This is a genomic window from Streptomyces sp. NPDC012466, assembly GCF_042955215.1.
Classification (GTDB): Bacteria; Actinomycetota; Actinomycetes; order Streptomycetales; family Streptomycetaceae; genus Streptomyces.
Genome location: NZ_JBIBEQ010000008.1, coordinates 96,460 through 121,190 on the forward strand (window position 1 = coordinate 96,460; position 24,731 = coordinate 121,190).

Annotated in this window: 26 protein-coding genes; 15 read left to right on the forward strand and 11 right to left on the reverse strand. The window is 72.7% G+C overall.

All coding sequences use genetic code 11. The features are described from left to right. Positions 1-72: 72 nt before the first annotated feature. From ACFY9E_RS27960 to ACFY9E_RS27970, 3 genes are all read right to left on the reverse strand, one after another. Positions 73-756 (reverse strand): hypothetical protein, encoded by a 684-nt coding sequence (locus ACFY9E_RS27960; protein ID WP_390988553.1) that lies wholly within the window; start codon positions 754-756, stop codon positions 73-75. Positions 757-823: 67 nt separating this feature from the next. Further along, a complete protein-coding gene (locus tag ACFY9E_RS27965) occupies positions 824-1,876 on the reverse strand; it encodes an LLM class flavin-dependent oxidoreductase (RefSeq protein WP_390988555.1) in 1,053 nt (350 codons plus the stop codon). After that, positions 1,876-2,382, reverse strand: a complete 507-nt coding sequence (locus ACFY9E_RS27970) for an SRPBCC family protein (protein ID WP_390988557.1) — start codon at positions 2,380-2,382, stop codon at positions 1,876-1,878. The genes ACFY9E_RS27965 and ACFY9E_RS27970 overlap by 1 nt, the downstream gene beginning before the upstream one ends. Before the next feature lie 314 nt (positions 2,383-2,696). On the opposite strand from ACFY9E_RS27970, the gene ACFY9E_RS27975 reads away from it, so the two are divergent. Continuing rightward, on the forward strand, positions 2,697-4,049 hold the full coding sequence (locus ACFY9E_RS27975; RefSeq protein ID WP_390988559.1) for a diacylglycerol kinase family protein: 1,353 nt from the start codon (positions 2,697-2,699) through the stop codon (positions 4,047-4,049). Between the two features lie 73 nt (positions 4,050-4,122). Here ACFY9E_RS27975 and ACFY9E_RS27980 read toward each other — a convergent pair whose 3' ends face one another. Further along, positions 4,123-4,449: an antibiotic biosynthesis monooxygenase gene (locus ACFY9E_RS27980; protein ID WP_033311730.1), complete on the reverse strand. Its 327-nt coding sequence runs from the start codon at positions 4,447-4,449 to the stop codon at positions 4,123-4,125. Positions 4,450-4,566: 117 nt separating this feature from the next. Here ACFY9E_RS27980 and ACFY9E_RS27985 point away from each other — a divergent pair, with 117 nt between their 5' ends. Further along, on the forward strand, positions 4,567-5,517 hold the full coding sequence (locus ACFY9E_RS27985) for a DUF1731 domain-containing protein (RefSeq protein ID WP_390988561.1): 951 nt from the start codon (positions 4,567-4,569) through the stop codon (positions 5,515-5,517). Positions 5,518-5,524: 7 nt separating this feature from the next. Here ACFY9E_RS27985 and ACFY9E_RS27990 read toward each other — a convergent pair whose 3' ends face one another. Then, complete coding sequence (locus ACFY9E_RS27990) at positions 5,525-6,400, reverse strand: hypothetical protein (RefSeq protein ID WP_390988563.1); 876 nt, start codon at positions 6,398-6,400, stop codon at positions 5,525-5,527. 106 nt (positions 6,401-6,506) lie between these two features. Continuing rightward, positions 6,507-6,656 (reverse strand): hypothetical protein, encoded by a 150-nt coding sequence (locus ACFY9E_RS27995; RefSeq protein ID WP_167345921.1) that lies wholly within the window; start codon positions 6,654-6,656, stop codon positions 6,507-6,509. 138 nt (positions 6,657-6,794) lie between these two features. Here ACFY9E_RS27995 and ACFY9E_RS28000 point away from each other — a divergent pair, with 138 nt between their 5' ends. After that, positions 6,795-7,223, forward strand: a complete 429-nt coding sequence (locus ACFY9E_RS28000; protein WP_390988565.1) for a hypothetical protein — start codon at positions 6,795-6,797, stop codon at positions 7,221-7,223. Between the two features lie 226 nt (positions 7,224-7,449). Continuing rightward, complete coding sequence (pgm, locus tag ACFY9E_RS28005) at positions 7,450-9,090, forward strand: phosphoglucomutase (alpha-D-glucose-1,6-bisphosphate-dependent) (RefSeq protein ID WP_390988567.1); 1,641 nt, start codon at positions 7,450-7,452, stop codon at positions 9,088-9,090. Between the two features lie 53 nt (positions 9,091-9,143). Here pgm and ACFY9E_RS28010 read toward each other — a convergent pair whose 3' ends face one another. After that, a complete protein-coding gene (locus ACFY9E_RS28010) occupies positions 9,144-9,635 on the reverse strand; it encodes a DUF5949 family protein (protein ID WP_390988569.1) in 492 nt (163 codons plus the stop codon). Between the two features lie 157 nt (positions 9,636-9,792). On the opposite strand from ACFY9E_RS28010, the gene ACFY9E_RS28015 reads away from it, so the two are divergent. The 7 genes from ACFY9E_RS28015 (at position 9,793) to ACFY9E_RS28045 (ending at position 17,310) form a co-directional block, all read left to right on the forward strand. Further along, positions 9,793-10,080, forward strand: a complete 288-nt coding sequence (locus tag ACFY9E_RS28015) for a zinc-ribbon domain-containing protein (RefSeq protein ID WP_390988570.1) — start codon at positions 9,793-9,795, stop codon at positions 10,078-10,080. A 109-nt stretch (positions 10,081-10,189) separates the two neighbouring features. Further along, entirely contained in the window at positions 10,190-10,819 is a 630-nt protein-coding gene (locus tag ACFY9E_RS28020) for a flavin reductase (RefSeq protein ID WP_390988572.1), read from the forward strand. 165 nt (positions 10,820-10,984) lie between these two features. Next, positions 10,985-11,470 carry an SRPBCC family protein gene (locus ACFY9E_RS28025; protein WP_390988574.1) on the forward strand — a complete coding sequence of 162 codons (486 nt, stop codon included), beginning with the start codon at positions 10,985-10,987 and terminating at the stop codon, positions 11,468-11,470. A 234-nt stretch (positions 11,471-11,704) separates the two neighbouring features. Beyond that, positions 11,705-12,709: a trypsin-like serine peptidase gene (locus tag ACFY9E_RS28030; RefSeq protein ID WP_390988576.1), complete on the forward strand. Its 1,005-nt coding sequence runs from the start codon at positions 11,705-11,707 to the stop codon at positions 12,707-12,709. Between the two features lie 211 nt (positions 12,710-12,920). Further along, the gene (locus ACFY9E_RS28035) at positions 12,921-14,405 is read left to right on the forward strand and encodes a cytochrome P450 (protein WP_390988578.1); all 1,485 of its coding nucleotides are present in this window, start codon (positions 12,921-12,923) and stop codon (positions 14,403-14,405) included. 74 nt (positions 14,406-14,479) lie between these two features. Beyond that, positions 14,480-15,970, forward strand: a complete 1,491-nt coding sequence (locus tag ACFY9E_RS28040) for a HEAT repeat domain-containing protein (protein WP_390988580.1) — start codon at positions 14,480-14,482, stop codon at positions 15,968-15,970. A gap of 95 nt (positions 15,971-16,065) precedes the next feature. Continuing rightward, positions 16,066-17,310, forward strand: coding sequence for a nucleotide disphospho-sugar-binding domain-containing protein (locus ACFY9E_RS28045; protein WP_390988582.1), 1,245 nt, complete (start codon positions 16,066-16,068; stop codon positions 17,308-17,310). 43 nt (positions 17,311-17,353) lie between these two features. On the opposite strand, the gene secD is transcribed toward ACFY9E_RS28045, so the two are convergent. The 4 genes from secD to ACFY9E_RS28065 all read right to left on the reverse strand — a co-directional run bounded on the left by secD (position 17,354) and on the right by ACFY9E_RS28065 (position 21,824). Beyond that, a complete protein-coding gene (secD, locus tag ACFY9E_RS28050; protein WP_390988584.1) occupies positions 17,354-19,609 on the reverse strand; it encodes a protein translocase subunit SecD in 2,256 nt (751 codons plus the stop codon). 81 nt (positions 19,610-19,690) lie between these two features. Further along, the gene (locus tag ACFY9E_RS28055) at positions 19,691-20,116 is read right to left on the reverse strand and encodes a hypothetical protein (RefSeq protein WP_390988586.1); all 426 of its coding nucleotides are present in this window, start codon (positions 20,114-20,116) and stop codon (positions 19,691-19,693) included. A 68-nt stretch (positions 20,117-20,184) separates the two neighbouring features. Further along, entirely contained in the window at positions 20,185-20,868 is a 684-nt protein-coding gene (locus ACFY9E_RS28060; protein ID WP_390988588.1) for a response regulator, read from the reverse strand. 2 nt (positions 20,869-20,870) lie between these two features. Then, on the reverse strand, positions 20,871-21,824 hold the full coding sequence (locus ACFY9E_RS28065) for a histidine kinase (protein ID WP_390988590.1): 954 nt from the start codon (positions 21,822-21,824) through the stop codon (positions 20,871-20,873). A gap of 371 nt (positions 21,825-22,195) precedes the next feature. On the opposite strand from ACFY9E_RS28065, the gene ACFY9E_RS28070 reads away from it, so the two are divergent. The 4 genes from ACFY9E_RS28070 to ACFY9E_RS28085 all read left to right on the forward strand — a co-directional run bounded on the left by ACFY9E_RS28070 (position 22,196) and on the right by ACFY9E_RS28085 (position 24,492). Further along, complete coding sequence (locus ACFY9E_RS28070) at positions 22,196-22,507, forward strand: TraR/DksA C4-type zinc finger protein (protein ID WP_390988592.1); 312 nt, start codon at positions 22,196-22,198, stop codon at positions 22,505-22,507. A gap of 43 nt (positions 22,508-22,550) precedes the next feature. Then, entirely contained in the window at positions 22,551-22,925 is a 375-nt protein-coding gene (locus ACFY9E_RS28075) for a TraR/DksA C4-type zinc finger protein (protein ID WP_390988593.1), read from the forward strand. Beyond that, positions 22,922-23,746, forward strand: a complete 825-nt coding sequence (locus ACFY9E_RS28080; RefSeq protein WP_390988595.1) for a hypothetical protein — start codon at positions 22,922-22,924, stop codon at positions 23,744-23,746. The genes ACFY9E_RS28075 and ACFY9E_RS28080 overlap by 4 nt, the downstream gene beginning before the upstream one ends. A 122-nt stretch (positions 23,747-23,868) precedes the next feature. Continuing rightward, entirely contained in the window at positions 23,869-24,492 is a 624-nt protein-coding gene (locus ACFY9E_RS28085; RefSeq protein ID WP_390988596.1) for a hypothetical protein, read from the forward strand. Positions 24,493-24,731 lie beyond the last annotated feature (239 nt).

A 24,731-nucleotide genomic window follows, 5' to 3' on the forward strand; every position in this document is an offset into this window, starting at 1 on the left:
CCGGTTGCTACCGGAAATCCAACGGAAAGCGCTACCGGGACACGAGTTCCTCGCGGCGACCTCCTGACCGGCTCAGCCGGCGTCGCCCACGCTCAGCACCTCACCGGGCTTCGGCGCCCGCACGTCGAGCGGTTCGCCGAAGCCGCTGAACGACGTGGTGGTGCGCTGCCCGCCGTTCTCGTACACCGTCTTCAGCAGGTACGGCTCGCCCTCCTCGGCCACGTAGAACGTGTACGTCCCTTCCTTGTCCGCCTTGTCCGTGACGATCAGCTCGACGGCCGTCGTGTCCGCGACGCGCTTGGTTCCGCCCTTCCTCGCGGTGCCGAAGGAGTCGAAGGGCCGTTTGCAGGAGGTGAGTCCGTCCCCGCCTGCAGAGGCCGGGTCCACGGGCGTCTTCACCCACAGTCTCTGCTCGCTGCTCAGGCCGGGGTTGTTCTTCCACTTCCGGAGGTACTCCCGGTTGGGCCGGACGTAGTCGGTCGTGCCCAGCCGGATCTGCTCCAGGGCGCTGCCGCCGGGATAGGTGGTCCTGGCCCTGCACCTGCTGTCCAGGTCGGTCACGAGGTGGCTGGTGACCGTGCCGCCCGTGGTGCGGTTGGTGATGTCGACGGTGACGGAGTCCAGCTTCCGCATCGTCGCGTTGGCCTCGTCGAGGATGTCGCCCGCGGACCTCTCCTCGCCGGTGCCGCCGGCTCCGCATCCGGCCAGGACCGCGCCCGCCACCAGGCAGAGCGCGGTCGTCGTCACGGTGGTCATGGCCCGCACGGAGCCCCCCTGTTGTTCATGTCGGCCGATGATCAGCAGGGGAGCTTACCCGCCCGCGTCACGGCTGGGTTTCGTGCACCAGCTCGATCGCCCGGCCGAGGGTGTCGAGCCGGTCGTCGAGGGTCTCTCCGGCCGGGTAGAGGCGGACCGTGTCCACACCGGCGGCACGCCAGACGCGCAGGCGCCGCCGCACCATCTCCTCCGTGCCGATGAGCGTGGTGGCCAGCACCATCTCGTCGGTGACGAGACCGGCCGCACCGTCCCGGTCGCCCGCCTGCCAGCGCTCACGGACCTCCGCCGCCACCTCGGCCCAGCCCTGACGGCTGTACGCCCGGTTGTAGAAGTTGGTCGACGCGGAGCCCATCCCGCCCAGACTGAAGGCCAGTTCCCTCTTCCGGCCCGCGACCATGGCGGTCAGTGCCTCCTCGTCCCGGGCGAACGCGACCTCGGCGCCCTGGCAGACATCGAACCCGGCGCGCTCGCGGCCGGCGGCGGCCAGGCCCTCCTCCAGAGGCGCGAAGTAGGCCTCCGCCGCGCCCTCGGGGACGAAGCTGGTGCCGAGCCAGCCGTCCGCGACCTGGCCGGTCAGCCGCAGCATGGCGGGCGACAGCGCGGCCAGATGGACGGGGACGGGATGCTCGGCGCGCATGGACAGGCGCATCGGCACCGCCTCCCCGCCGGGCAGCGGAATGCCGAACTCCGAGCCCGTGTAGGAGATTTTGCCGCCCGCGACCACCTGCCGCACGATCTCCACCGTCTCGCGCATCCGCGCCAGGGGACGCGCGAACGGCACCCCGTGCAGGCCCTCCATCACCTGCGGGCCGGACGGGCCGAGCCCCAGCAGGAACCGTCCCCCGGACAGGTTGGACAGGGTGATCGCCGTCTGCGCGAGGGCGACCGGTGTGCGCGTGCCGACCTGCATGACCCCGGAGCCGAGCAGCATCCGCTCCGTACGGGCCGCGTAGAAACCCAGGGCGGACGGGGCGTCGGATCCCCACGCCTCGGCCACCCAGCAGACGTCGAGTCCGAGCTTCTCGGCCTCCACGACGAAGTCGGCCTGCCGGGACCAGGAGCCGAGAGCCGCCGCCTCGACGGTCGTCGCCGCGCGCATCAGGACTCCGCCCGCTGCCTGATGTGCTCCAGCGTGGCGGTCATGCCCCGCTCGAACTCCCGCAGCCTCACGAACACGATCTTCTGCTCCTTCTCCGGCATGGCGTCGATCGCGAACGACAGGCCGGAGCGTCCGGGGCCCATCCGCATCCACTGCGACAGATCGGTTCCGCCGTCCCTCGGCTCCAGCCCGAACCGCCAGAGGGCACTGGGCTCCGCCGGATCCCCGACCGCCCAGGCGAACACCCGCTCCGGATCGCACGCGACGACGGTCGAGGTCGTCTCCCACTCCCCGAACTGCTCGTGCCTGCTCCGGCCGACGAACCGGGCTCCGACGGCCGGCCCGGCGGCGCCCTCCGCCCATCGCGCCGCCAGCAGTTCCTCACTCATCTCCGGCATCCGCGTCACGTCCGACACCAGCGCCCACACCCTTCCCGGCGGGGCGGCGATCCACGTCGTCACCTCGACCGTCGGCTGATCCGCGTACCGGGCGCCCGTCCACTCCATCGTGTTCCGGCCTCCTCGTCGGACTGGGACTTGGGCACAGAGTTGCGCAATAAGACTCAACAGGTCAATAGCGGGAAGCGGGAAAGGGAGTGCGTGTGCGTGCCGATGTGCGCCGGTGCGCGGAACCGCGCCCGGAGAGCCGCGTACGCTACCGATGGCTCCGCCCTCAGGGATCTTCGCGTCTGACGTGCCCGGCGGAGGGGGAGCCGTCCAAGGACGGCAGTGGCAGAGCCGAGGCGTCGGCGGGCACCATGGTCACGGCCGGGCGCGGTCTCGACAGTCCGCCCGCGCCTGCCTTCGAGCGGAGGGACGAGATGGGATCGGCGATGAACGAGCGGTTTCACCGCCGGCAGAGATGGGCCGCCAGGGGTGCCCTGGCCGCGGCCGCTCTCGCGGCCCTGCTGCCCCTCGTCTCCGGCGGTCTGCGAGGGCTGCTGCTGCTCCTGACGGCCCTCGCGGGCCTCGCCCTGACCGCGGCCGCGCTGTGGTGGGTCCTGTCCCGGCGCGGAGTGGTCCGCGTCGCCGCGGCCGCGCTGGTCGTCGTCGCGCCCGTCGGCCTCATCACCCTCTTCGCCACCGCGAATCTGCTCTGGGTGGTCTTCCTCTCCCTGCTCCTGTGGTGCGGGGCGGTCTGGAGCGGCCGCTACGCCCTGCGCAGCACTGGCCTGCGGTCCGTACGGGTCAAGGAGTACCGCACACCGCCGCCGCTACGGCCCTTCCTGCTGCTCAACCCGCGTTCCGGCGGCGGCAAGGTGGAGAAGTTCAACCTGAGGGAGAAGGCCGAGTCGCTGGGCGCCCAGGTCGTCCTGCTCGACCCGGACCAGCACCAGGACGTCACCGCCCTGGCCAAGGCCGCCGTGGCCGACGGAGCCGACCTCTTGGGCGTAGCGGGCGGCGACGGCACCCAGGCCCTGGTCGCCGCCGTCGCCGCGGAGCACGGCCTGCCGTTCCTCGTCATCGCCGCCGGCACCCGCAACCATTTCGCCATGGACCTGGGCCTGGACCGGGAGGACCCGGCCACCTGCCTCGACGCCCTCACCGACGGCGTCGAACTGCGGGTCGACCTCGGGTTCGCCGACGACCACCCGTTCGTCAACAACGCGTCGTTCGGCGTGTACGGGGCGGTCGTCCAGAGCCCCGGCTATCGGGAGGACAAGGTGGGCGCGGCCCTGGAGCGTCTGCCCGACCTGCTCACCCGGCAGAGCGGTCCGCGTCTGACGGCCACCGCCGACGGCATCACCGTCGCCGACCCGCAGGCGATCCTGGTGAGCAACAACGCGTACCGCATGGACGACCCCTTCGGTTTCGGCCGGCGTGAGCGGCTCAACTCCGGGCGGCTGGGTGTGGTGGCCGTCCGTGTGGACAGTGCCGTGGAAGCGGCCGAACTCCTGCTGTCGCCGCGCCCGGAAGGGCTCACCGTGCTCACCGCGCAGCACGTCGTCGTCGACGCCGACGAACCGCAGCTGGAGGTCGGGCTCGACGGCGAGGCGCTCACCATGTCCGCCCCCGTCCACTGCCGCATCGCACGCCGCGCCCTGCGTGTCCGGGTGCCCCGCAATCGCCCGGGAGTCCCGGAGGCGCCCCCGCGCCTCGACTGGCGCCGGTTGCGCAAGCTGGCCGCCGCGGTCGGCCGCACCGCCGCGCCCGCCCGCTCCCGCCGTACCTGAGCGCCGGTCACGAGGCCACGCACGAGGTCCCCCATGCGTTGCGGCACGGGGGACCTCGTGCATGCGCGGCCGGTCAGGCCTCCTTGGGTCCGGCCTGCTGCACCACCTCGAAGGACCACAGCGTCGAGCCGCTCGCCGCGGGCTTCGGCCGCTCGCCGCCCTCACCGCCACCCTGGTGTGCGGTCTTCATCGGCCCCTCCATCCAGGCCTGGAACGACTCCTCGTCGCGCCACCGCGTGTAGACGAGGTAGGTGTCGGTGCCCTCCACCGGGCGCAGGAGCTCGAACCACTCGAATCCGTCGGAGTTCTCCACGGCGTGCGCACGGGAGGCGAACCGCTTCTCCAGCGTCTCCCGCTGCTCGGCCGGCACGGTCAGCACATTGATCTTCACTACGCTCATGGGCCCCATCTTGCCCGACGGCGCATCCGCGCAGGTTGAGCGCTCCACCCTCAAGGGGTTTTGAACGCGTTCAAATATGGGCTAGGGTCGCTGTGACACGTCGAGGGGGAGACCTTCATGAAGTTCGTGATACCCGGTGGGACCGGACAGGTCGGTGTGATCCTGAAGCGCGCCCTGGGCGCGGCGGGGCATGACGTCGTGGTGCTCAGCAGGCACCCCGCCGGACCGGACGAAGTGCACTGGGACGGCGCGAACCTCGGGCCGTGGGCGGCGGAGATCGACGGCAGCGATGTCGTGGTCAACCTGGCCGGCCGGAGTGTGAACTGCCGCTACACGCCCGCCAACCTCCGGGAGATGATGGACTCACGGGTCCACTCCGCCCGGGTCGTGGGCGAGGCGATCGCCGCGGCCGCCCGGCCGCCCGCGGTCTGGCTGCAGATGAGCACCGCGACCGTCTACGCCCACCGCTTCGACGCGCCCCACGACGAGGCCGGCGGCGTGATCGGCGGCGCCGAACCCGGCGTCCCCGGCTACTGGGGATACAGCGTCGACATCGCCAAGGCCTGGGAGCGCGAGCAGGAGAGCGCCGACACCCCGCACACCCGCAAGGTGGCCCTGCGCGCCGCCATGGTGATGAGCCCGGACCGAGGCGGCGTCTTCGACGTCCTGCTGCGGCTGGCCCGGCTCGGGCTCGGCGGCCCCGTCGCCGGTGGCGGCCAGTACGTGTCCTGGATCCACGACCGGGACTTCACCCGGGCGGTCGAGTTCCTCGTGGCCCGGGACGACATCGAGGGCCCGGTCAACCTCGCCGCTCCCGGGCCCCTGCCGCAACGCGCCTTCATGCGCGCCCTGCGTACCGCGTGGGGCGTCCCGGTGGGCCTGCCCGCGACACGCTGGATGGCGGAGATCGGCGCCTTCGTCCTGCGTTCGGACACCGAACTGCTGCTGAAGAGCCGCCGCGTCGTCCCCGGCCGCCTCCTCGAAGCGGGCTTCGCCTTCGACCACCCGGCATGGCCGACGGCCGCGAAGGACCTCGTAGGGCGCCTCCGCGGCCGGGCGGTGGGGTGACCTCGGGTCAGCTCTGCCGCTTGCCCTGCTCCAGGGCCTTGCCGGTCATGTCGGTGACCTGCCCGGCCGGGGGCGCGTCCGCCTCCACCTCGGTGCCGAAGTCGGTGAAGTCCATGACCGTGCGCACGGTGACCTTCTCGGGCGCGGACGAGGCGTCGGTGGAGGACCGCTGCGTCGCCGCCGGGGACTTGACGGTCATGTCGATCTGCTGGCGGCGCATCCGGCCCTCGTCGTCCAGCCAGACGTCCATCGGCAGGGTCGGACCGACCTGCCTGCGCAGGGTGTCGCCATTGGGCAGTTCGGCGACGTCGACCAAGACGCGGTAGTGCGTGGTCTTCACGCCGTCGATCGTGTCCGTGCCCTTCTCGGTCACGTCCTTGTCGGTGATCGCCTTGGCGTACGCGGCGGACTGCGCCGGGTCACTCATGGACTGGTCGCCCGAGCCCTGCTGTGCGGCGACCTTCCCGAGATCGATCTTGATCCAGGGCTTGCCGCCGGGCGCCTGCCCCTTGGGCATCTTCTGGTAGAGGATCCGGTCGACCACCCGTTGCTCGATCTGCTGCCCCTGCATCGTGAGCGTCATGACGCTGTCACCGTCGTCCAGGTCGACCGCGCCCTGCCCGTTCGCGGTCTGCGAGGTGCCCTGGGCGGAGGTCCGCACCTTCAGCCTCACCTTTGCGGTGTCCTCCTCGGCCGTCCTGTCGTAGGCCGACCGCACCGCCCGCGTGCCCTGCTCCTGGGCGCCGGCGCTGGTCTTCGCCGACGATCCCTGCGCGTCGTCGCCCGAGTCGCCGCCGTCGCCGCAGCCGACCAGCACCGTCCCCGCCAGGACTCCGGCGACGCCTAAGGCGCAGACCCGCGTGCCGTTACCTGCCCTGCCCATCGGACCATCCCCTCTCAGGTGTGTGGTGCGACCCAAGTGCCCCAGTCGGACATGAACACACCTGTGTGCCCGAGGAGTTGGATACCGGGAGGAACCGGCGTCCCGGTCAGTGGCCGCGGCCCCTGAGCTTGCCGAGCAGACGCTGGGCCTGGGCCCGCTTGCGGGGGTCGGCCGCTGCCCGCCGTGCCTGCTCCGCAGCCCGCCGTCCCTGCGGGCTCTTGGCGAACTCCTTGATGCGATTCAGCATTCCGGCCATGACGCACCTTCCTTCCTGATCCGACGTCGGTTGCCTGTAGCTCGTCTACCCCTCGGGTGAGGGGCTCAGGCACCCTCCTGCCCGGACGGTCCGCGACCGAACGTGTTTGCCGCCGGAGTCAGAGGCAAGTCGGTGTCCATGACTGAAGAGAACAAGCGCACGAATCAGAAGCCGACCACCGTACGGACCGCCGAGTCCAAGACCCGCCGCACGGCGGACAAGGCCACCGCGCCGGCCTCCCAGGCGGCCAAGGGCGCGGCGGGCAAGGCCGGTGAGGCGGCGTCAGCGGCCAAGTCCGGCGCGGAGCGCTCCGCCGAGACGGCGAAGTCGGCCGCGCAGACCGCGGCCAAGGGCGTCGAGGCGGGCCGCCAGGCGGTCGTCACGGCCTCGGGCCATGTCGCCACCACGGCGAAGACGGCCTGGACGGTCATCGCCCACCGCAAGCTCGTGGCCGCGGGCGTCGGAGCGGGGCTGACCGCTCTGAGCGCCGCGTCCTACGCCGTCGGACGCCGCGCGGAACGCGGCGCGCACGGCCCCCTCACCCGGCTCACCGGCGGACGCATCTGAGGACGGCCGGCGCGATGGACGTGCCGGCACGAGGGAAGCAGGCGGCGCGACGCACCACCGGGTGTCCCGGTGGTCCGTAGCGCCGCCTCCTCGTGCGCCGTGCCGCTTCCCGCGTGGTGTGGCGCACATCCGGCCCTCACTGGGGTGCCCCCCTCGCGCGGCACCGCTGTGACGAGGAAGGATGGGAGCGCAAGCGAAGGATCAACCCATGCGGAGGAGCGGGCCCATGCAGCACGAGCGAGCGGGAAGTCCGGCCGGACCCGAAGATCTCGTCGATGTCGCTCGGCTGGTCACCGCGTACTACGCGCTCCGCCCCGACCTGGACGACCCGGGGCAGCGCGTCACGTTCGGGACCTCCGGACACCGCGGATCGTCACTGGCAGCCGCGTTCAACGACGACCACATCGCGGCGACCAGCCAGGCCATCTGCGAGTACCGCGCCGGCCAGGGCATCGACGGCCCCCTCTTCCTGGGCGCCGACACGCACGCCCTGTCGGAGCCCGCGCGCGTGACCGCCCTGGAGGTGTTCGCCGCCAACGAGGTGACCGTGCTGATCGACGACGCGGACGGCTACACGCCGACCCCGGCCGTCTCGCACGCCATCCTCACCCACAACCGGGGCCGCACCACCGGTCTCGCGGACGGCGTCGTCGTCACGCCCTCGCACAACCCGCCCGCCGACGGCGGGTTCAAGTACAACCCGCCCAGCGGCGGCCCCGCCGCCTCCGACGCGACCTCCTGGATCCAGGACCGCGCGAACGAGATCATCCGGGGCGGCCTGAAGGACGTACGGCGCGTCTCCTACGCCCGCGCCCTCGCCGCCCCCACCACCGGCCGGTACGACTTCCTCGGCACCTACGTCGCCGACCTGCCCGGCGTGCTCGACCTGGACGCGATCCGCTCGGCCGGCGTCCGCATCGGAGCCGACCCGCTCGGCGGGGCGTCGGTCGCCTACTGGGGCCGCATCGCCGAACAGCACGGCCTGGACCTGACCGTCGTCAACCCGCACACCGACCCCACCTGGCGGTTCATGACGCTGGACTGGGACGGCAAGATCCGCATGGACTGCTCGTCGCCGTACGCGATGGCCTCGCTCATCGAGCAACGCGACCGCTTCCAGATCTCCACCGGCAACGACGCCGACGCCGACCGGCACGGCATCGTCACCCCGGACGCGGGCCTGATGAACCCCAATCACTACCTGGCCGTCGCCATCTCCTACCTCTACGCCCACCGCGATCGCTGGCCGGCCAGCACCGGCATCGGCAAGACCCTGGTCTCCTCCGCCATGATCGACCGGGTCGCCGCCGACCTGGGCCGCGAGCTGGTCGAGGTGCCCGTCGGCTTCAAGTGGTTCGTGGACGGGCTGGCGGGCGGCACCATCGGATTCGGCGGGGAGGAGTCCGCCGGGGCGTCCTTCCTGCGCCGGGACGGCTCCGTGTGGACCACCGACAAGGACGGCATCCTCCTCGCGCTGCTCGCCTCCGAGATCACGGCGGTCACCGGCAAGACCCCTTCCGAGCACTACGCGGCGCTGACCGCCCGCTTCGGCGAACCGGCCTACGCGCGCATCGACGCTCCCGCGACCCGCGAGGAGAAGGCCCTGCTCGCCAAGCTCTCTCCGGCCCAGGTCAGCGCGGACACGCTGGCCGGGGACGCGGTCACCGCGGTGCTCACCGAGGCCCCCGGGAACGGAGCCGCCATCGGCGGCATCAAGGTGACCACCGACAACGCCTGGTTCGCGGCCCGCCCCTCGGGCACCGAGGACGTCTACAAGATCTACGCCGAGTCGTTCCTCGGCCCCGACCACCTCGGCCGGGTCCAGGAGGAGGCCAAGTCCGTGGTGCTGGCGGCCCTGTCCGCCTGACCACGAGCACAGCACGGCCCGGGCCACCGCACGTGGTCCGGGCCGGCCGCCGGTCAGCCGCGCAGGCTGCGCGCGGGCAGGACGACATGCGCCGCCGAGGCCATCGCGTCCTCGTCGGAGGTGAAGGCGGCGAGCGTCTCGACGTCACCGGGCTCGGCGCCCTGCGGCCACGGCCGGGTGGTGAAGATGAGGTAGGCGAAGCCGAGTTCGCCCACCGCCTCCAGCCAGGTCTCCGGCGGGACGAACTGGGACTTGAGGTGCTGCACGGTGAGGACGGCCGACCCGGGTACGACGAGCAGGCTCACCGGCAGACTGGGCCGCTGGGCCGCGTGGACGAGTCCCTCGCCCAAGGGGAGCCCGGCGTTCAGCAGCAGCCGCTCGATGGCCTTCGAGGTGCCCTCCGGACCGTTCGCACCGTCTCCGAGAGAACAGGCCAGGAGGTAGGGGACGTCTCCGGCGGGGGTCGTGCCCCGCCAGGACTGGACGACGAGGGAACCCAGGTCGTCGGCGGGCACGGACTGCGTTTCGGGTGAGATCGTGGTCACCGCGGAACCGTACCGGCGCCCCGGGAGGCACCCGGGCCGCCGTCACCCGAGTGGACCAGCCCCCGCCGGGCTCTCCACACGAACGAGGGGCTCACGCCCCGGGCGTGCCCGCGATACAGGACACTGGGTGAAGATCCGACCCGGGAAGGACCGACACGTGATCATCTTCGGCACCAAGGGATACCTGTACCAGCTGGCGATACTGACGCTGGTGTGCGGCCAGTGCGGAAATCCAGCCGCCCACACGCTTCGCAAGCGCGTCACGAAGTTCACCCTGTTCTTCGTCCCGCTGTTCCCGATCTCCACGAAGTACCTGACGCAGTGCACCTTCTGCGGTGCGGAACAGAAGGTGACCAAGGAACAGGCGGAGCAGTTGCAGACCCAGAACGCGGACGGCCCGAGCGGCCAGGCCCACGGGCAGCCGCAGCAGCACGACCGGTTCTGATCCGGGGCCGGAGCGCTGCGGCGAGCGCCCGTAGGCCGGTCACCGGCCCCTCCTCACCGGCCGGCACTTCGGCGGGCGACGAAGTGTTCCGCCCGTAGCGTCCTGAGCCATGACGACCGACGCCCACCTCGTGATCCAGCCGAGCATCCTCTACTTCGGCACGCCCGTGGTCCTGCTGACCACGGAGAACGCCGACGGCGGCTTCAACCTCGCCCCCATCTCCTCCGCATGGGCCCTGGGCCGGCACCTCGTCCTGGGGCTGGGCAGCGAGAGCCAGACCGTGCGCAACCTCGCACAACGGCCGGAACTGGTGGTCAACGTCGCCTCGCCGGAGCTGTGGCAGCACGTGGAACGCCTGGCACCGCTGACGGGGGCCAGCCCGGTGCCGGAGGCCAAACGGCCCGTGTACCGGCACGAGCGGGACAAGTTCGCCGCGGCCGGACTGACCCCGGCCGCCGCCGACCTCGTGAAGCCCCCGCGCGTCGCCGAGTGCGCCCTGCAACTCGAGGCCCGGGTCCGGGCGCTGACACCGGGCGGAGCGGGCCTCTTCGTCAGCGTCGAGTGCGAGGTGCTGCGCGTCCACGCGGCCGAACGCATCGTCGTGCCCGGCACCCAACACATCGACCCGGCCGTCTGGAGCCCGCTCGTCTACAACTTCCGCCACTACCACGGATTGACCCCCGAGCTCGGCCACGGCTTCCGCTCGGAGACGTCGAGGACCACCGGCCCCGCGGCCTGAGCCGCACGGAGCCGGTGAGGTGCGGGAGGTGTCCCGTCCGTCGGGGCGCCTGATCGCATTGCGATGTGGCAACCGCGGCTTCCCGGGTACTCGGCCTCCGCGGGCCCGGACCTGAGTGGGCCGATGGGCCTCCTGCAGTCGATCAGTGAAAACGGAGGCATACGGATGAGCACCATCAAGGAAACCGTCGAAGTCGACGTCCCCGTCCATACCGCCTACAACCAGTGGACGCAGTTCGAGGAGTTCCCGAACTTCATGGAGGGCGTCGAAGAGGTCAGGCAACTGGACGACCGCCACAACCACTGGACCACCAAAATCGGCGGAGTACGGCGCGAGTTCGACACCGAGATCGTCGACCAGCTGGCCGACGAGCGGGTCACGTGGCGCACGACCAGCGGAGACACACATCAGAGGGGCTCGGTCCGCTTCGAGCGCCTCGACGACACCCACACCAGGGTGGAGCTCGTGATGGATGTCGAGCCCAGCGGAGCCGTGGAGAAGGCCGCTGACATGATGGGCACGATCGACCGCCGGATCAAGGGCGACATGAAGCGCTTCAAGCAGTACATCGAGGAGCGCGGAGTCGAGTCGGGCTCCTGGCGCGGCCGAGTCCAGCCGGGCGGCCCCAGCGGCTCCGGCCCCATCCTCTGACACCAGCGACGCGCCCTTCGAACCCGGCCTCCACGCGGAGGCCGGGTTCTTCGTGCCCGGATGTCCCGTTCCGTGCGGGGCGGGCGTGAGGTTTTGGCCATCGTCGTGACATGCACCTGTCCATATCGGTCTCCGGGTGGCACGCTGCCTCCTGACTGTCCGCAGTGACACCCCCTGCCTGACCGGGTGACGGCTCCCCGTCGCCCGGCCCCCACAGCAGAAGGAGACCGCGTGATGGGCGAACCCCGCAGAATTCCCTCCACCGGCGGCACCACCCGCGTCCGCCGCTCCGTCCTCGGCGCGCTCGCCGGCGTCGCCGCGCTCCTCGCCACCGGCGTCACCGCCGCACCGGCGAGCGCCGCACCGGACCCCGGCCCGACGACCCCCTCGGCACAGGAACGCGCCCTGGCCTTCTGGACCCCGCAGCGGATGCGCGAGGCCACCCCGCTCGACGTCCTGACCGTCGACCGCTCCGACGTGCGGTCACCGGCACTCCGCAAGGGCAAGGCCACCGTCGTGGCCCCCAGCGCCCCCGCCTCCGCCATGGGCCCGCTGGCCTTCCCGCACGGGGGCGGACCCTGGTCCGGCGGGGGAGCGGTGACCAAGACCGCCGGACGGGTGTTCTTCACCTACCAGGGCCGCACCGCGTCCTGCTCCGGCAACGCGGTCACCAGCGCCAACAAGAGCACCGTGATGACCGCGGGCCACTGCGTGAAGCTGGAGGGAGCCTGGCACACCAACTGGGTGTTCGTGCCCGGCTACCACGACGGGCAGCGCCCGTACGGAACCTGGGCCGCGTCCAAGACCCTGTCCACACCGCAGTGGACGGCCAGTGAGGACATCAACTACGACATCGGCGCGGCCGTGGTCGCCCCGCTGGACGGGAAGAAGCTGACCGATGTCGTCGGCGGTCAGGGCCTGGCCTTCAACACCGGCTACAACAAGGCCATGTACTCCTTCGGCTACCCGGCCGCCGCGCCGTACGACGGCGAGAAGTTCATCTACTGCAGCGGCACCACCACCCGGGACTTCCTGCTGTCCAACGACCACGGCCTGACCTGCAACATGACCGGCGGCTCCAGCGGCGGCCCCTGGTTCACCCAGTTCAACGAGGCCACCGGAACCGGCCTGCAGTCCTCGGTGAACAGCTTCAAGTACAACTTCTTCCCGAACGCCATGTACGGCCCGTACTTCGGCGCGGACGCCCAGAACCTCTACCAGAGCGCCCAGTCGTCCTGATCCGACCCCCCCACCGGGAGCCGGGTCCTCCGCCCGAGCAGGGCGAAGGACCCGGCTCCCGGTGTCGGCGCGACCACTTTTCCGGCCCCTCGTCGGCAGGTCGGCGCCGGTCGCGTGTGACGCAGAGAGCATGGACGGCCGGAATTCCGCGGGGATGCGTTGGGCATGCATCGATCGTTTGCCGACGCCCCCACAAGGAGTGAAACCGGCCATGAACGCTCCCACGACGTCGCCCACCCGCACCGCCCCCGGAGGGCTCCCCCTGATCGGCCACGGCCTCCGGCTCGCCCGCGATCCCTTGCCTTTCATCAACTCCCTGCGCGACCACGGCCCCGTCGTCCGCATACGCATCGGCCCCACGCCCGCCTACGTCGTCACCGACCCCGCCCTGACCCGCAAGGTCCTCGTGACCGACGCCGCGCACTACGCCAAGGGCGGCAGGATCATCGACGCCCTGCGCGTGTTCTTCGGAGACGGCCTCGCCACCATCGCCGACGGCGACGCCCACCTGCGCAACCGCCGCCTGATGCAGCCCATGTTCAACAAGGCGCACATCGCCGACCGTGGTGACGCCATGATCGAGCAGGTCGCCGCGACGGTCGGCGCATGGCCCGAGGCGCAGCCGCGCGCGGTGTACGAGGACATGAACGAGGTCACGCTCGCGGCCTTCCTCGTCGCCCTGTTCGGCGCGGACCTGCCCGAGCATCTGGCGGGCGAGTTCACCGCGTTGATGCCGGAGATCATGAAGGGAACGATTCGGCAGACGATTCTCCCGCCCTGGGTGACCCGGCTGCCGCTCCCCGCCAACCGGGCGCACGCGCGGCGCGTCGCCCGCCTGCGTGCCCTCATCGACCAGGCCATCGACCACCGTGCGAGCCGGCCGTCCGGCCCTCCCACCGACGCCGGGGCCGCGGCGGCCGAAGCGGGATGCCCGCACGCGGCGGCCGCCCGGGAGCAGCGGACCGGCCTCTTCGACACGCTGCTGACCGCCGAGGAGCCGCTGCCCCGCCAGCAGCTCCAGGACGAGGCCATCACCCTGCTGACCGGTGCCATCGAGACCACCGGCACCACCCTGGCCTGGACGCTCTACGAGATCACCCGGCACCCGCGGGTCGAGCAGCGGCTGCGCGAGGAACTCGCCTCGGTGTGCGCGGACCGCCCCCTGACCTACGGCGACCTCGATCATCTCCCGTACGCGCGCCGGGTGTTGCAGGAGGCCATCCGCAAGTACGGCCCGGCCTGGCTGGTGACCCGGACCGCCACCCGCGACCTCGACCTCGGCGGGCATCTCGTTCCCGAGGGTGCCGACGTGGTCTGGAGCCCCTACCTGCACCAGCACGACCCCGACGTGTTCGCCGACCCCGACGCCTTCGACCCGGACCGCTGGACACCCGAGAACGTGTCGGCCACCCGCGGTTCGTTCCTCGCCTTCGGCGACGGCCGCCGCAAGTGCATCGGTGAGAACTTCGCCTGGGCCGAACTCCAGATCATCCTGGCGACCATCCTGCGGACCTGGCCGTCCTTCCGGCTCACGTCCCGGGCGCCGCGGCCCCAGGCCGTGGTCACGGTCAAGCCGGACCGCATGACCATGGAGTTCCACCGGCAGGCGGCCTCGGCCCGGCATGCGAATGACGCCCCGGCCCGCACCGCGACGGTCCCTGATCCCGCCACGAAGCCCTCACCGTCCGCCGGCTGATCCCGCGGCCGGTCGGGGCGGTCCCCGCGGGCAACCTTCGCGTCCCCCGGCGGTCTATCTCTTCGGGGGTGGCCATGGGGGCGGACCATCAGATCGCTTATTTCCTGCGGGAGTCGGCGCGGCCGGAGCCGGAGCGGCGGGCTGCGGCCCTGAAGGGGCTGGGGAGAATCGGCCGGGCCGAGCACGTTCGCGGGATCGCGGGCGCGGCCGACGATCCCGTCCCCTCCGTGCGCGCGGCCGCCGCCCTGGCCCTGGGCCGGCTCGGCATCCCGGAAGCCGCCGCAGAGGTGCTGCCCCTGCTGATGCGGGACGCGCATCCGCAGGTGCGGCGCAGGGCTTCGGCCGCCGCCGTCCGACTGCGGCTCGGCACACCCACGCTCACCCGGGCCTTCGCCCGGCTGCTGTCCGACCCGGACCACCACGTGCGGATCAACGCCCTGGACGGACTGGCCGCCCTGGGCGTGCCCGGTGACGTCACGGCCCTGGCCGCCCTGCTCGGTGACCCCCATCACGCCCTGTGGGGACGGGCCCGGGCCCTGCTGTACACGTGCAGGGAAGACCCGGCCGTGCGGGCGGAGTTGATCCGTACCGCCCGGGAGGGCATGGGCGCCGCCCGTGCGCGGGCCCTGGAATGGCTGCCGGCGCGCTGCACCGAGCAACTCCTCGACTCACTGCTCTTCGGCCTGCACGATCCGTCCCCCGCCGTACGGATCGAGGCTGCCCGCCGTTTGTTCCCCGTGGAGCAACGGCAGGTACAGGACACCTTGACCGCGGCGTTGCACACCGAGGAGCACCCCGAGGTCGCCGCGAGACTCCTGAGCGGTCTTGCCGGACCGGGCGAGGACCGGGTGACCGGACCGGCCGTGCGATGGCTGCGCGATCCCGTCGCCGGACCCCCGGCCGCACGTGCCCTGGGCGCCGCCGACCCGGCCACGGCCGCCCCGCACCTGCGCACCGCCCTGACCGACGAGACGCTGCCCGCCCGGACGCGGGCCGCCGTCGCGGCGGCCATCGGGACGGCAGGACGCTGGGACGCGGTGTGGCTGCTGCTGCCCCTCCTGGACGACCCGGACGACGACCTGCGCGCGGGCGCACTCGACGGCCTGGAGACACTCGTCGAGAACGGCCTCCGCCCCTGGGAACGCCACCCCGTGGCCTGGGCCCTGGCCGCCCACCTGGCCACCGACGAAAAGCACGTCTGGCGCACACGCGACGCCCTCGACGGCCTCACCCAGGCCCTGCCCGACGTCCGGCGCCTCGCGGACAACGCCCCGTCCGGTGAGGTCCTGGCCGCCGCGCTGTCCCTCCTCGACGGCGACGACCCGGCCGACGAGCACACCCGCCACGACGTACGGCGCTTCCGGCGCGGCCTCGACGACCCCCACGAACCGGTCCGCTACCAGGCCGTCCTCGGGCTCGAACGCTGGGCGGGCGCCACCGGTTCACTCCCGCAGGACAGCGACAAGGCCCATGGCCGGCTGACCGCGCTCACCGAGGACGAGTCCCCGCGACTGCGTCAGGCCGCCACCCGCCTCCTCGGCACACTGGACAGCGGCCCGCCGTGAGCGGACGCGGCCGGAGAACAGCCGCACCGGCGATTTTCGTCCACGTGCGGCCGTGCACCGCGTGTCGCCCGCCGGGCAGGTCCACACTGGGACCCATGCGCGTGGTGATCATGACGGCGGGATCGCGCGGCGACGTCGCGCCCTACACCGGGCTGGGCGTGGGACTGGCACGCAGCGGGCACGAGGTCACGCTCGCCACGCACGCCCTGTTCGAGCCCCTGACCGCCGGCTCGGGGGTGCGCTTCCACCCGACGCCGGTCGACCCGCACGCCGTGTCCCACTCCGACCGGGGCCGCGACCTGCACGCCAGCACCACAGGCGTCGGCAAACTGCTCCGCGCGGCGTCGATGGCCCGGTCCGCGGCCGAGGAGATGACCGACGCCCTGGTCCAGGCGGCTCGCGGCGCCGACATCGTCCTGGCCGCCGGAGCCGTGGCACCGCTGGGCCGTGCCATCGCCGAGGGGCTGAAACTGCCCAGTCTGGGCCTGTTCCTCCAACCCCAGCATCCGACCCGCGAGTTCGGCGCACCCATGCTCGGCGGCCGCTCGCTCGGCACGGTGGGCAACCGTCTGGGCGGACGCGCCGTCCTCTCCGCCGTCGACCGGGTCTTCACCCACGCCATGCACCGGCTGCGCACCCGGCACGGCATGCCCCTGCGCGGCCCCTCCGCGAGCCGCAGGGCCCACGAGCGGGCCCACTGGCCCGTGCTGCACGGCTTCAGCGAACGGGTGGTGCCCCGCCCCGAGGACTGGCGCCCGGGACTGGAGATCGCCGGGTACTGGTGGCCGCACGACCCCCGCACGCTGCCCGCCGAAGTGGAGGAGTTCCTGGCCGCCGGGCCCCCGCCGGTGTTCGTCGGACTGGGCAGCGCGACGGTGCCGGACCCCGGCCGCCTCAGCGGTGAGATCGTGCGGGCGCTGCGCTCGGCAGGGCTGCGCGGCATCATCCAGCAGGGCTGGGCGGGCCTCGCCGCACCCACCGGCGACGACATGATCACCGTCGGGGACGTGCCCCACGCCCTGCTGTTCCCCCGTACCGCCGCCGTGATCCACCATGCCGGAGCCGGCACCACCGCCGCCGTCCTGCGGGCGGGCGTCCCCACGATCGGGGTGCCGGTGCAGTTCGACGGCTTCTTCTGGGCGGCGCGCCTGGTCGCCCTGGGGACGGCTCCGGACGCCGTCCCCCTGCGGCGCCTCACCGCCGGCACCCTCGCTACCGCCCTGCGCCGCGCCACGGACGACCCTCACCACCGAAGCCGCGCCCGGGAGCTTGCCCGGTGCCTGGCCGAGGAGGACGGCGTGGCCCCGGTCCTGGCGGCGCTGGACCCGCTCTCCTCCTGACCGGTCCGGCGCGGCCATGTCCGGGCGGCCGTCGCCGACCGGGTCAGCGAGAGCGGCGGGCCTTCCCCCGTGGGAAGCGGTGGTGCAGCCGGATCGCGACGGGGGCGGCGGTGAACACCGAGGAACAGGTCCCGACGGCGAGGCCGATGAGCAGCGCGAGCGCGAAGTCCGTGAGCGAGGAGCCGCCCAGCACGGCGAGGGCGGTGAGCATGAACGCGGCGCCCATGCCGGTGTTCACGGTGCGGGGCAGGGTCTGCAGGATCGCCTGGTTCACGCTGCCGGAGAACGACGACTCGGGGGTGCGCCGCACCAGTTCCCTGACCCGGTCGAAGAGGACCACGGAGTCGTTCACGGAGTAGCCGATGACGGTGAGCAGGGCCGCCAGGAACACGCCGTCCACGGGCTTGCCGAGCCAGGCGAAGACCCCGAGGAGGATGACCACGTCGTTGACGAGGGCGACGACCGCCGCGGAGCCCAGGACCCAGCGGAAGCGTGCCGCGAGGTAGACGAACTGCGCCCCGAGGGCGACGGCCAGCGCGATCAGCGCACCCCGGCGCAGTTCCTCGCCGAGACTGGGACCGATCAGCTCGTCGCGGACCTTGTCCGTCCGGCCGTCGAGGTCGCGCAGGGCGCCGGTGACCTCCGCCTCTTCGGCGTCGGTCAGTGGATCGGTGCGCACCGTCAGACCCGTGTCGCCGGAGGACTGCACGACCGCACGGGGGAACCCGGCGTCGGCGAGGGCGGTACGGACCCGGCCGGGATCGACGGGGCCGCTGGTGGAGTACTCGATGAGGCGGCCTCCGGTGAACTCCACGCCGAGGTCGACACCGCGCACCGCGATGCCCGAACCGGCCAGCACGAGCACGGCGGCGGACGCGGCCAGCCAGCGGCGCGGGTGGCGCATCAGCACCGGGTCGTGACGGGTGAGGCGGTCGCGGACCGCGCCGGTGGTGGCGATGCCGGTGAGGCGGGGTCGGCGGCGTACGCCCGGGCGGCCCGCGGCGAACTCGGCGAGCACTCGGCTGACGACCAGGGCGCTGAACATGGAGGCGAGCACACCGATGCCGAGGGTGACGCCGAAGCCGCGCACGGGCCCGGAGGCGAGGAAGAACAGCAGGGCGGCCGCGATCAGCGTGGTGATGTTGGAGTCGGCGATGGCGCTGAAGGCGTTGCGGTGGCCGGCCGCCAGCGCCGAGCGGATGCTGGGCCGCCGGCGCACCCCGTACTCCTCGCGGGCCCGCTCGAAGACCAGCACGTTGGCGTCCACGGCCATGCCGATGGCCAGGACGAAACCGGCCAGACCCGGCAGGGTCAGGGTGGCGCCGAGGACGGCCAGGGCGGCGTAGGAGACCAGGCCGTAGCAGGCCAGGGCGAGGGCGGCCAGAGCACCCATCAGCCGGTAGACGACGATGATGAACAGCGAGGTCAGCGCGGTGCCGATGGCCGCCGCCCAGGCGCTTGCGGTGATGGCCTGCGCGCCCAGGGTGGGACCGACGGTGCGCTGCTCGACGGTCTCGACGGGCACGGGCAGGGCACCGCCGTTGATGAGCAGCGAGAGTTCGCGGGCCTCCTCGGGGCTGAAGGAGCCCGTGATCCGGGTGGCGCCGTCGCGGATGCCGGACCCGCAGGCGATCGACGGGTCGACCTGCGGGGAGGAGATGACCTTGTCGTCGAGGACGATGGCGACCCGCCGTGCCGGATCGCCCGCGGGACGGCAGGCGGCCTCGCCGGTCAGACGGGCCCAGCCGGACCGGCCGGCACCCTCGAAACCGACGGTGACATGCCACCCGGCGCCGCCCTGCTGGTCGAACCGGGCGGCGGCCTCCTCGACGTCCTCGCCGGTCAGGGACGTGGGCCCGAGACGCAGGGGCGTGCCGGACTCGTCGGGCAGGACGCGTTCGGGAGGCCGTTTCGGCAGTGACCGTGAGGCCTCGCCGGTTTCGTCCGCGGTGCCGAGCACGGGGTGGAAGGTGAGGTGTGCGGTACGGCCCAGGACGTCGGCGGCCTTCTTCGGGTCCTGGACACCCGGCAGCTCGACGATGATCCGATGGTCACCGGAACGCACCAGGGTCGGTTCGGCGACGCCGAGCGCGTCGATGCGTCCGCGCAGCACCTCCAGGGTGCGGTCGGTGGCCGCGCGGTCGGCGTCGGCCGTGGGGGTGGAGCGGGTCTCGAGCACGATCTGCGTACCGCCGCGCAGGTCCAGTCCGAGCCGGACCGGCACGGTGGCGGCGATGTACAGCGACAGGGCGAGCACGGCGAGGGCGAGCAGAGCCCTCACGCGCGGGGAACGGTTCAACGGGAGCCTCCGGCAGGCACACCACGGCGGCGGCCGTCGCGGGCCGCTGCGGGGCGAGTCGAGAATGAAGGGGAAGGGGCGTCAGGTGCCGGAGAACACCGGGGGCGCCCGCCCCTGGTCCTGGGCCGTGTGCGGCGGCGAGGAGGGCACGTGCCCGGCCGGAGCCCCGTACGGGCCCGGAACGGGACAGGGGGTGGCGTCCACGCTCCGGCCGCAGGTGCCGAGGTGTCCGCGCGAGGCCGGGTGCTCGCCGTGCGGCTCAGGGCGGGTGGCCATCCGGACGACGCAGGTGGCGTCGCACCCGTCGTCGGCGCAGGTCCCGTCGTAGCGGTACTGGTCCGCCGCCACGGGTGCGCCGCCGAACGCCGGGTGCGGGGCGCCGGGCGGCGGGGTGGCGATGCCGAGGGTGGCGAGCACCGCCAGGACGACGGCTGCCAGCAGCGCGCCGCCGGGGGAGCGGGGGCGGGTGCTGCCGGTGACGGGCGCTGTGCGCGCGCTGTGGTGCACCGTCCCCCCTCTCGTCGTGGCGTGCGGGACTGGCCCGGCTCCCGCTCGGGAAGCGGGCAGCCGGCGGGTCAGGGCTCGATCAGTCCGGCGCGGATGGCGTAGCGAGTGAGGTCGAGGCGGTCGCGCAGGCCGAGTTTCTGCAGGAGGTTGGCGCGGTGGCGCTGAACGGTCTTGATGCTGATGAACAGCAGGTCCGCGATCTCCTTGGACGAGTGGCCCTCGGCGACCAGCTTGAGAACCTCTTCCTCGCGGGGGGTGAGGATCTGATCGGGAGTCTCCTCGCCGTGGCGGGCCCGGTCGAGGTAGTTGCGGATCAGGGCGGTGACCGCGCCGGGATACAGGAAGGGCTCGTCGCGCATCGCGGCCCGGCAGGCGGCGACCAGGTCCCGGTCGGCGACGGACTTCAGCACATATCCGCTCGCTCCGGCCTTCAACGCCTGGAAGAAGTACTGCTCGTTGTCGTGCATGGTGAGCATCAGGATGCGCAGTCCCGGCCTGAGGGCGGCCAGTTCGCGGGCGGCCTGCAGCCCCGTCAGGCGCGGCATGGCGATGTCGAGCACGGCCAGGTCGACCTCCAGGGTGCGGGCCAGCTCGATGGCCTCGGCCCCGTCACCGGCCTCGGCGACCACTTCGAGATCCGGTTGCTGGTCGAGGATGAGCCGCACACCGCGGCGGACCAGCGCGTGGTCGTCGGCGAGCAGGATGCGGATCGTGCGCGACGGGGTCGGAGGGGACGGGGCCGTGTCGGGCATGGTCAGGGCTGCTTCCTTGCGACGGGCGCGGTGAGCTGGACGCGGGTGCCGGCGTGCGGTGCCGGGGTGATCTCCAGGCTGCCCTCGACGAGCAGGGCCCGCTCGCGCATGCCGCGGATGCCCGCGCCCTCGCGGGGGGCCTCGATGCCGCTGCCGTCGTCGGTCACCGTCAGCACCACGCTGTCGTCGGCGCGACGCAGGGCGACGGTGACCCGCCCGGCGTCCGCGTGGCGGGCGACGTTGGTCAGCGACTCCTGGGCGACGCGGTAGAGGACCAGCTCCGTCTCCGGCGCCAGAGAGGGCAGGTCGGCATCGAAGCGGCGCGTCACCAGCAGCCGGGTGTGGGTGGCGAAGTCCTCGCTGAGCGAGGTCAGCGCGCTCACCAGACCCAGATCGTCCAGCACACCGGGCCGCAGTCTGCGCACCAGGCGACGGACCTCGTCCAGGCTCTCCCGGGTGATCTCCTGGAGCTCCTGGAGCTCCTTGCACAGCGGCTCGGGTGCGTCGTCCGCGGAGCGCTTGAGGCCCAGCAGGATCGCGGTCATGCTCTGGCCGACCTCGTCGTGCAGTTCCTGGGCGATGCGGCGGCGTTCCGCCTCCTGGGCCAGCAGGGCGCGTGCGCTGCTGGCGACCCGTTCCTGCTCCAGCCGCTCCAGCATGGCGTTGAACGTACGGATCAGCTCGGCGACCCCGCCGCCGCCGGAAGCGGGCAGACGCTGGCCGGGGCGCAGCAGGTCCACGGTGGTCATCAGCCTGGTGAGGCGTTCCAGCGGGGCCAGGCCGAACCGCAGCAGGGCGGCGTTCGCGACCAGCATGACGGCCAGACCGCCGACGAGGATGACCGCCTCGGTCAGCAGCACCGGTACGGAGACGGTCACCGGCGCCCACAGCAGCAGGGCCGTGGCCGTGCCCAGCACCACGGCGTTGAGGGCGAAGATCCGCCAGAACAAGGACACCGCCCCTGCGCCTCCCCTTCTGATACCTCGGTCCCACCTCCACTGTCGGGCATCGCGCGGCCCACCGCGTTCGCGGCCCGGGCGCTTGAGCAAGCCTGCGGTCAGGCTGCCCCCTCGCCCCGTGTCCCGTCCATGGGACCTGACCCCCATTTCCCCGGGCACGCGGCACCCATGGCCCGGCCGCATGGGTTCCCCGACCCGGTGCAAATGGGGCCCGCGCCCGATGGGTATCCGCCGCGGACCGGGCGAGGGTGGACACCACACGACCACCCGCCGGCCGACGGGCGGCCCGGCGACACCGCCGGGCCGCCCGCCGCGCATGACCCGCGCCGTCGCGCACCCGACGTACGCCACCGAGAAGAGGACCCGCCATGTCGCTCGATGTCACCCGGGCCGAACCCCACCCGCACGAGGCCCGTCAGCGCCTGGAGCACGCCCGCACGTCCCGGCTGGCTCAGCTGCGCGCCCTCGCCGAGACCGAGCGCGGCTCCGACGATCACCTGCTGGCCGCGCAGAAGGCGGGGATGGAGCGGGTCCTCAAAGAGATCGAGGAAGCCTTCACCCGCATCGACGACGGCACCTACGGAACCTGCGTCGGCTGCGCGAAGCCCGTCCCCGCGGAACGGCTCGAAATCCTCCCCTACACCCGCTACTGCGTCGCCTGCCAGCGCCGCGCCGCCTGACCCCGCCCGACCGACCTCCTACGCCCTGCCGCAAAGGGGTGACGTGGTGAACCACCAGACCATCGACGAGAGCACGACGCAGCTGTCGGCCGAGGACCTCGCCGCGCTGCGGGAGCACCTCCACGAGCAGCGCCTGTTCCGCCAGGAGCAACTGCGCCTGCTCGCCGGACCGGGCACCTCCCGGACGGAGGACCGGCTCCGGCGGCGGGCCGCCGCGCAGATCGAGGTCCGCGTCAAACTCACCGCCTCCGCCCGCATGGTCCTCGCCGACGTCGAAGCGGCCCTCACCCGCATGGACGAGGGCTCGTACGGTGCCTGCCACCTGTGCCGGCGCCCCGTCGAACGGGAACGGCTCCTGATCGTGCCGCAGGCCCGCTACTGCGCCCGCTGCCAGCAGGTCAAGGAGGCCCGGCCATGACCGGCGCCCACGACCTGCCCGGCGACGCCGGGCGTCACCGGCCGTGGCCTCTGTGCCGGCGCTGCTGCGGCATCGCCCTGGACATGGGCAGCGCCCGCACCCGCGTCTGGCTCGCCGGCAAGGGCACCGTCGTCGACGTGCCCACCGTCACCTTCCCCGGCACCGGCGCGGTCCATCCCGTCCAGCGCGGCACCATCATCGACCCCCCGGGCTGCTCCCGGATGCTGCAACGCCTGCTCGGCCACCGCGTGCCCCGCTCCACCCGCCCGATGGTCATCGTCACCACTCCCGTCCTGGACGGCGTCGCCTACCGCACCCGGGCCCGCGCCGCGGTCGAGGTGCTGCGGCCGCGCAGCGTTCTGACCGTGCCCAGCGCCCGGAGCATCGCCCTGGCCGCCGACGAGGACATGTCCCGTCCGGTGATCGTGGTGGACATCGGCGCCCACCTCACCGAGGCGGTACTGCTGTGCGACGGTGCCGTCACCGACGCGCACCGCACGGCCGTGGGGACGGTAGACCTCGACGAGACGACCACGCCCCGGCAGCTCGTCGAAGCGGTGGTCTCGATGCTGGACGCGATCCGCCGCCACGACCGCACCCCGGTCGCCACCGGCGCCCTGCGGCGCGGCATCCTCCTGGCCGGCGGGGGAGCCCTGCGCCCCGACATCACGCACCCGCTCACCGCTCGCCTGAAGGCACCGCCGCGTATCGTCCCGGCCCCGCACACCGCGGCCGTGCGGGGCGCCGCCAGGTTCCTCCAGGCCGCCCACACCCACCCCTCCGCATCGGTGTCCCTCCCGCCCGTCGCCCACCCCCACTAGGGGGTGCCCGGCATCGCCGTCGGGCGGAGGACGGGGCATGCCGGACCGGCTCCGGGGCACGCCCTGCCCTCGCGTTCGGCCGGCACCCCGCAAGCGCCGCGTCACCGCCGAAAGGAGGACACATGCCCGGTCGCGAACCCTCACCTCCGCCGCCCCCGCGGGAGTTGCCCCGGGTCATGTTCTGGCGCCTGCGGCGCAACCCCCTGCGCCGCCGCAGCGACCTGGCCCAGGCGTGGATCGGCCTCGGCCTGACCCTGGCGGTGCTGGCCGCCACCCCGCTCGCGATGTTCCTCGCCCGCGACGCCGCACACCGCCACTACGCCCGCACCGCCGAGCACCAGAACGCCACCCGCCACCACACCACCGCGGTGCTCCTCGAAGACGCCCGGAGCCACCCCGAACCCGGTTCCGCCGAAGCGAGAAAGACCCTCTACCCCACCAAGGTCCGCTTCACCGACCCCGGCGGACGCACCCGCACCGACCATGCCGACGTCCAGCCGGACCTGCCCAAGGGCAGCACCCTGCGCGTCTGGGCCGGTACCGACGGAAAGCTCACCGGCCCGCCCCTGACCCCCCACCAGGTCCGCAGCCGTGCCATGGGCTCGGCCCTCATCGCCGTCCTCGGCGTCCACGCCGCGGCAGCCGCCGCCTACCGCACGGCCCACCGCGTCATCCAGCATCACAACCTCGCGGCATGGGAGACCGCCTGGGCCCGGACAGCCCCTCGCTGGACGACATCCCCATAAGGCGGCGTGCCCTGATCATCGGTGTGGGCGAAGTCTCGTTCGTCCGAGGATCTCCAGGTCAGGATCAGTACCGCCGGGTCCGCCCCACCCCCGGACGGCCGATCCGGGTGGCGTGGCCAAGCGCCCAAAACCAGCTTCGTACTAGCATTTCCGGCTTGTTACCGAGCTGGAGCCGGACAACCCCAGGCACACCTGCGGGCCCGCCAGCGCCCCCGGAGGCATCCGGGCTCTCGACGCGA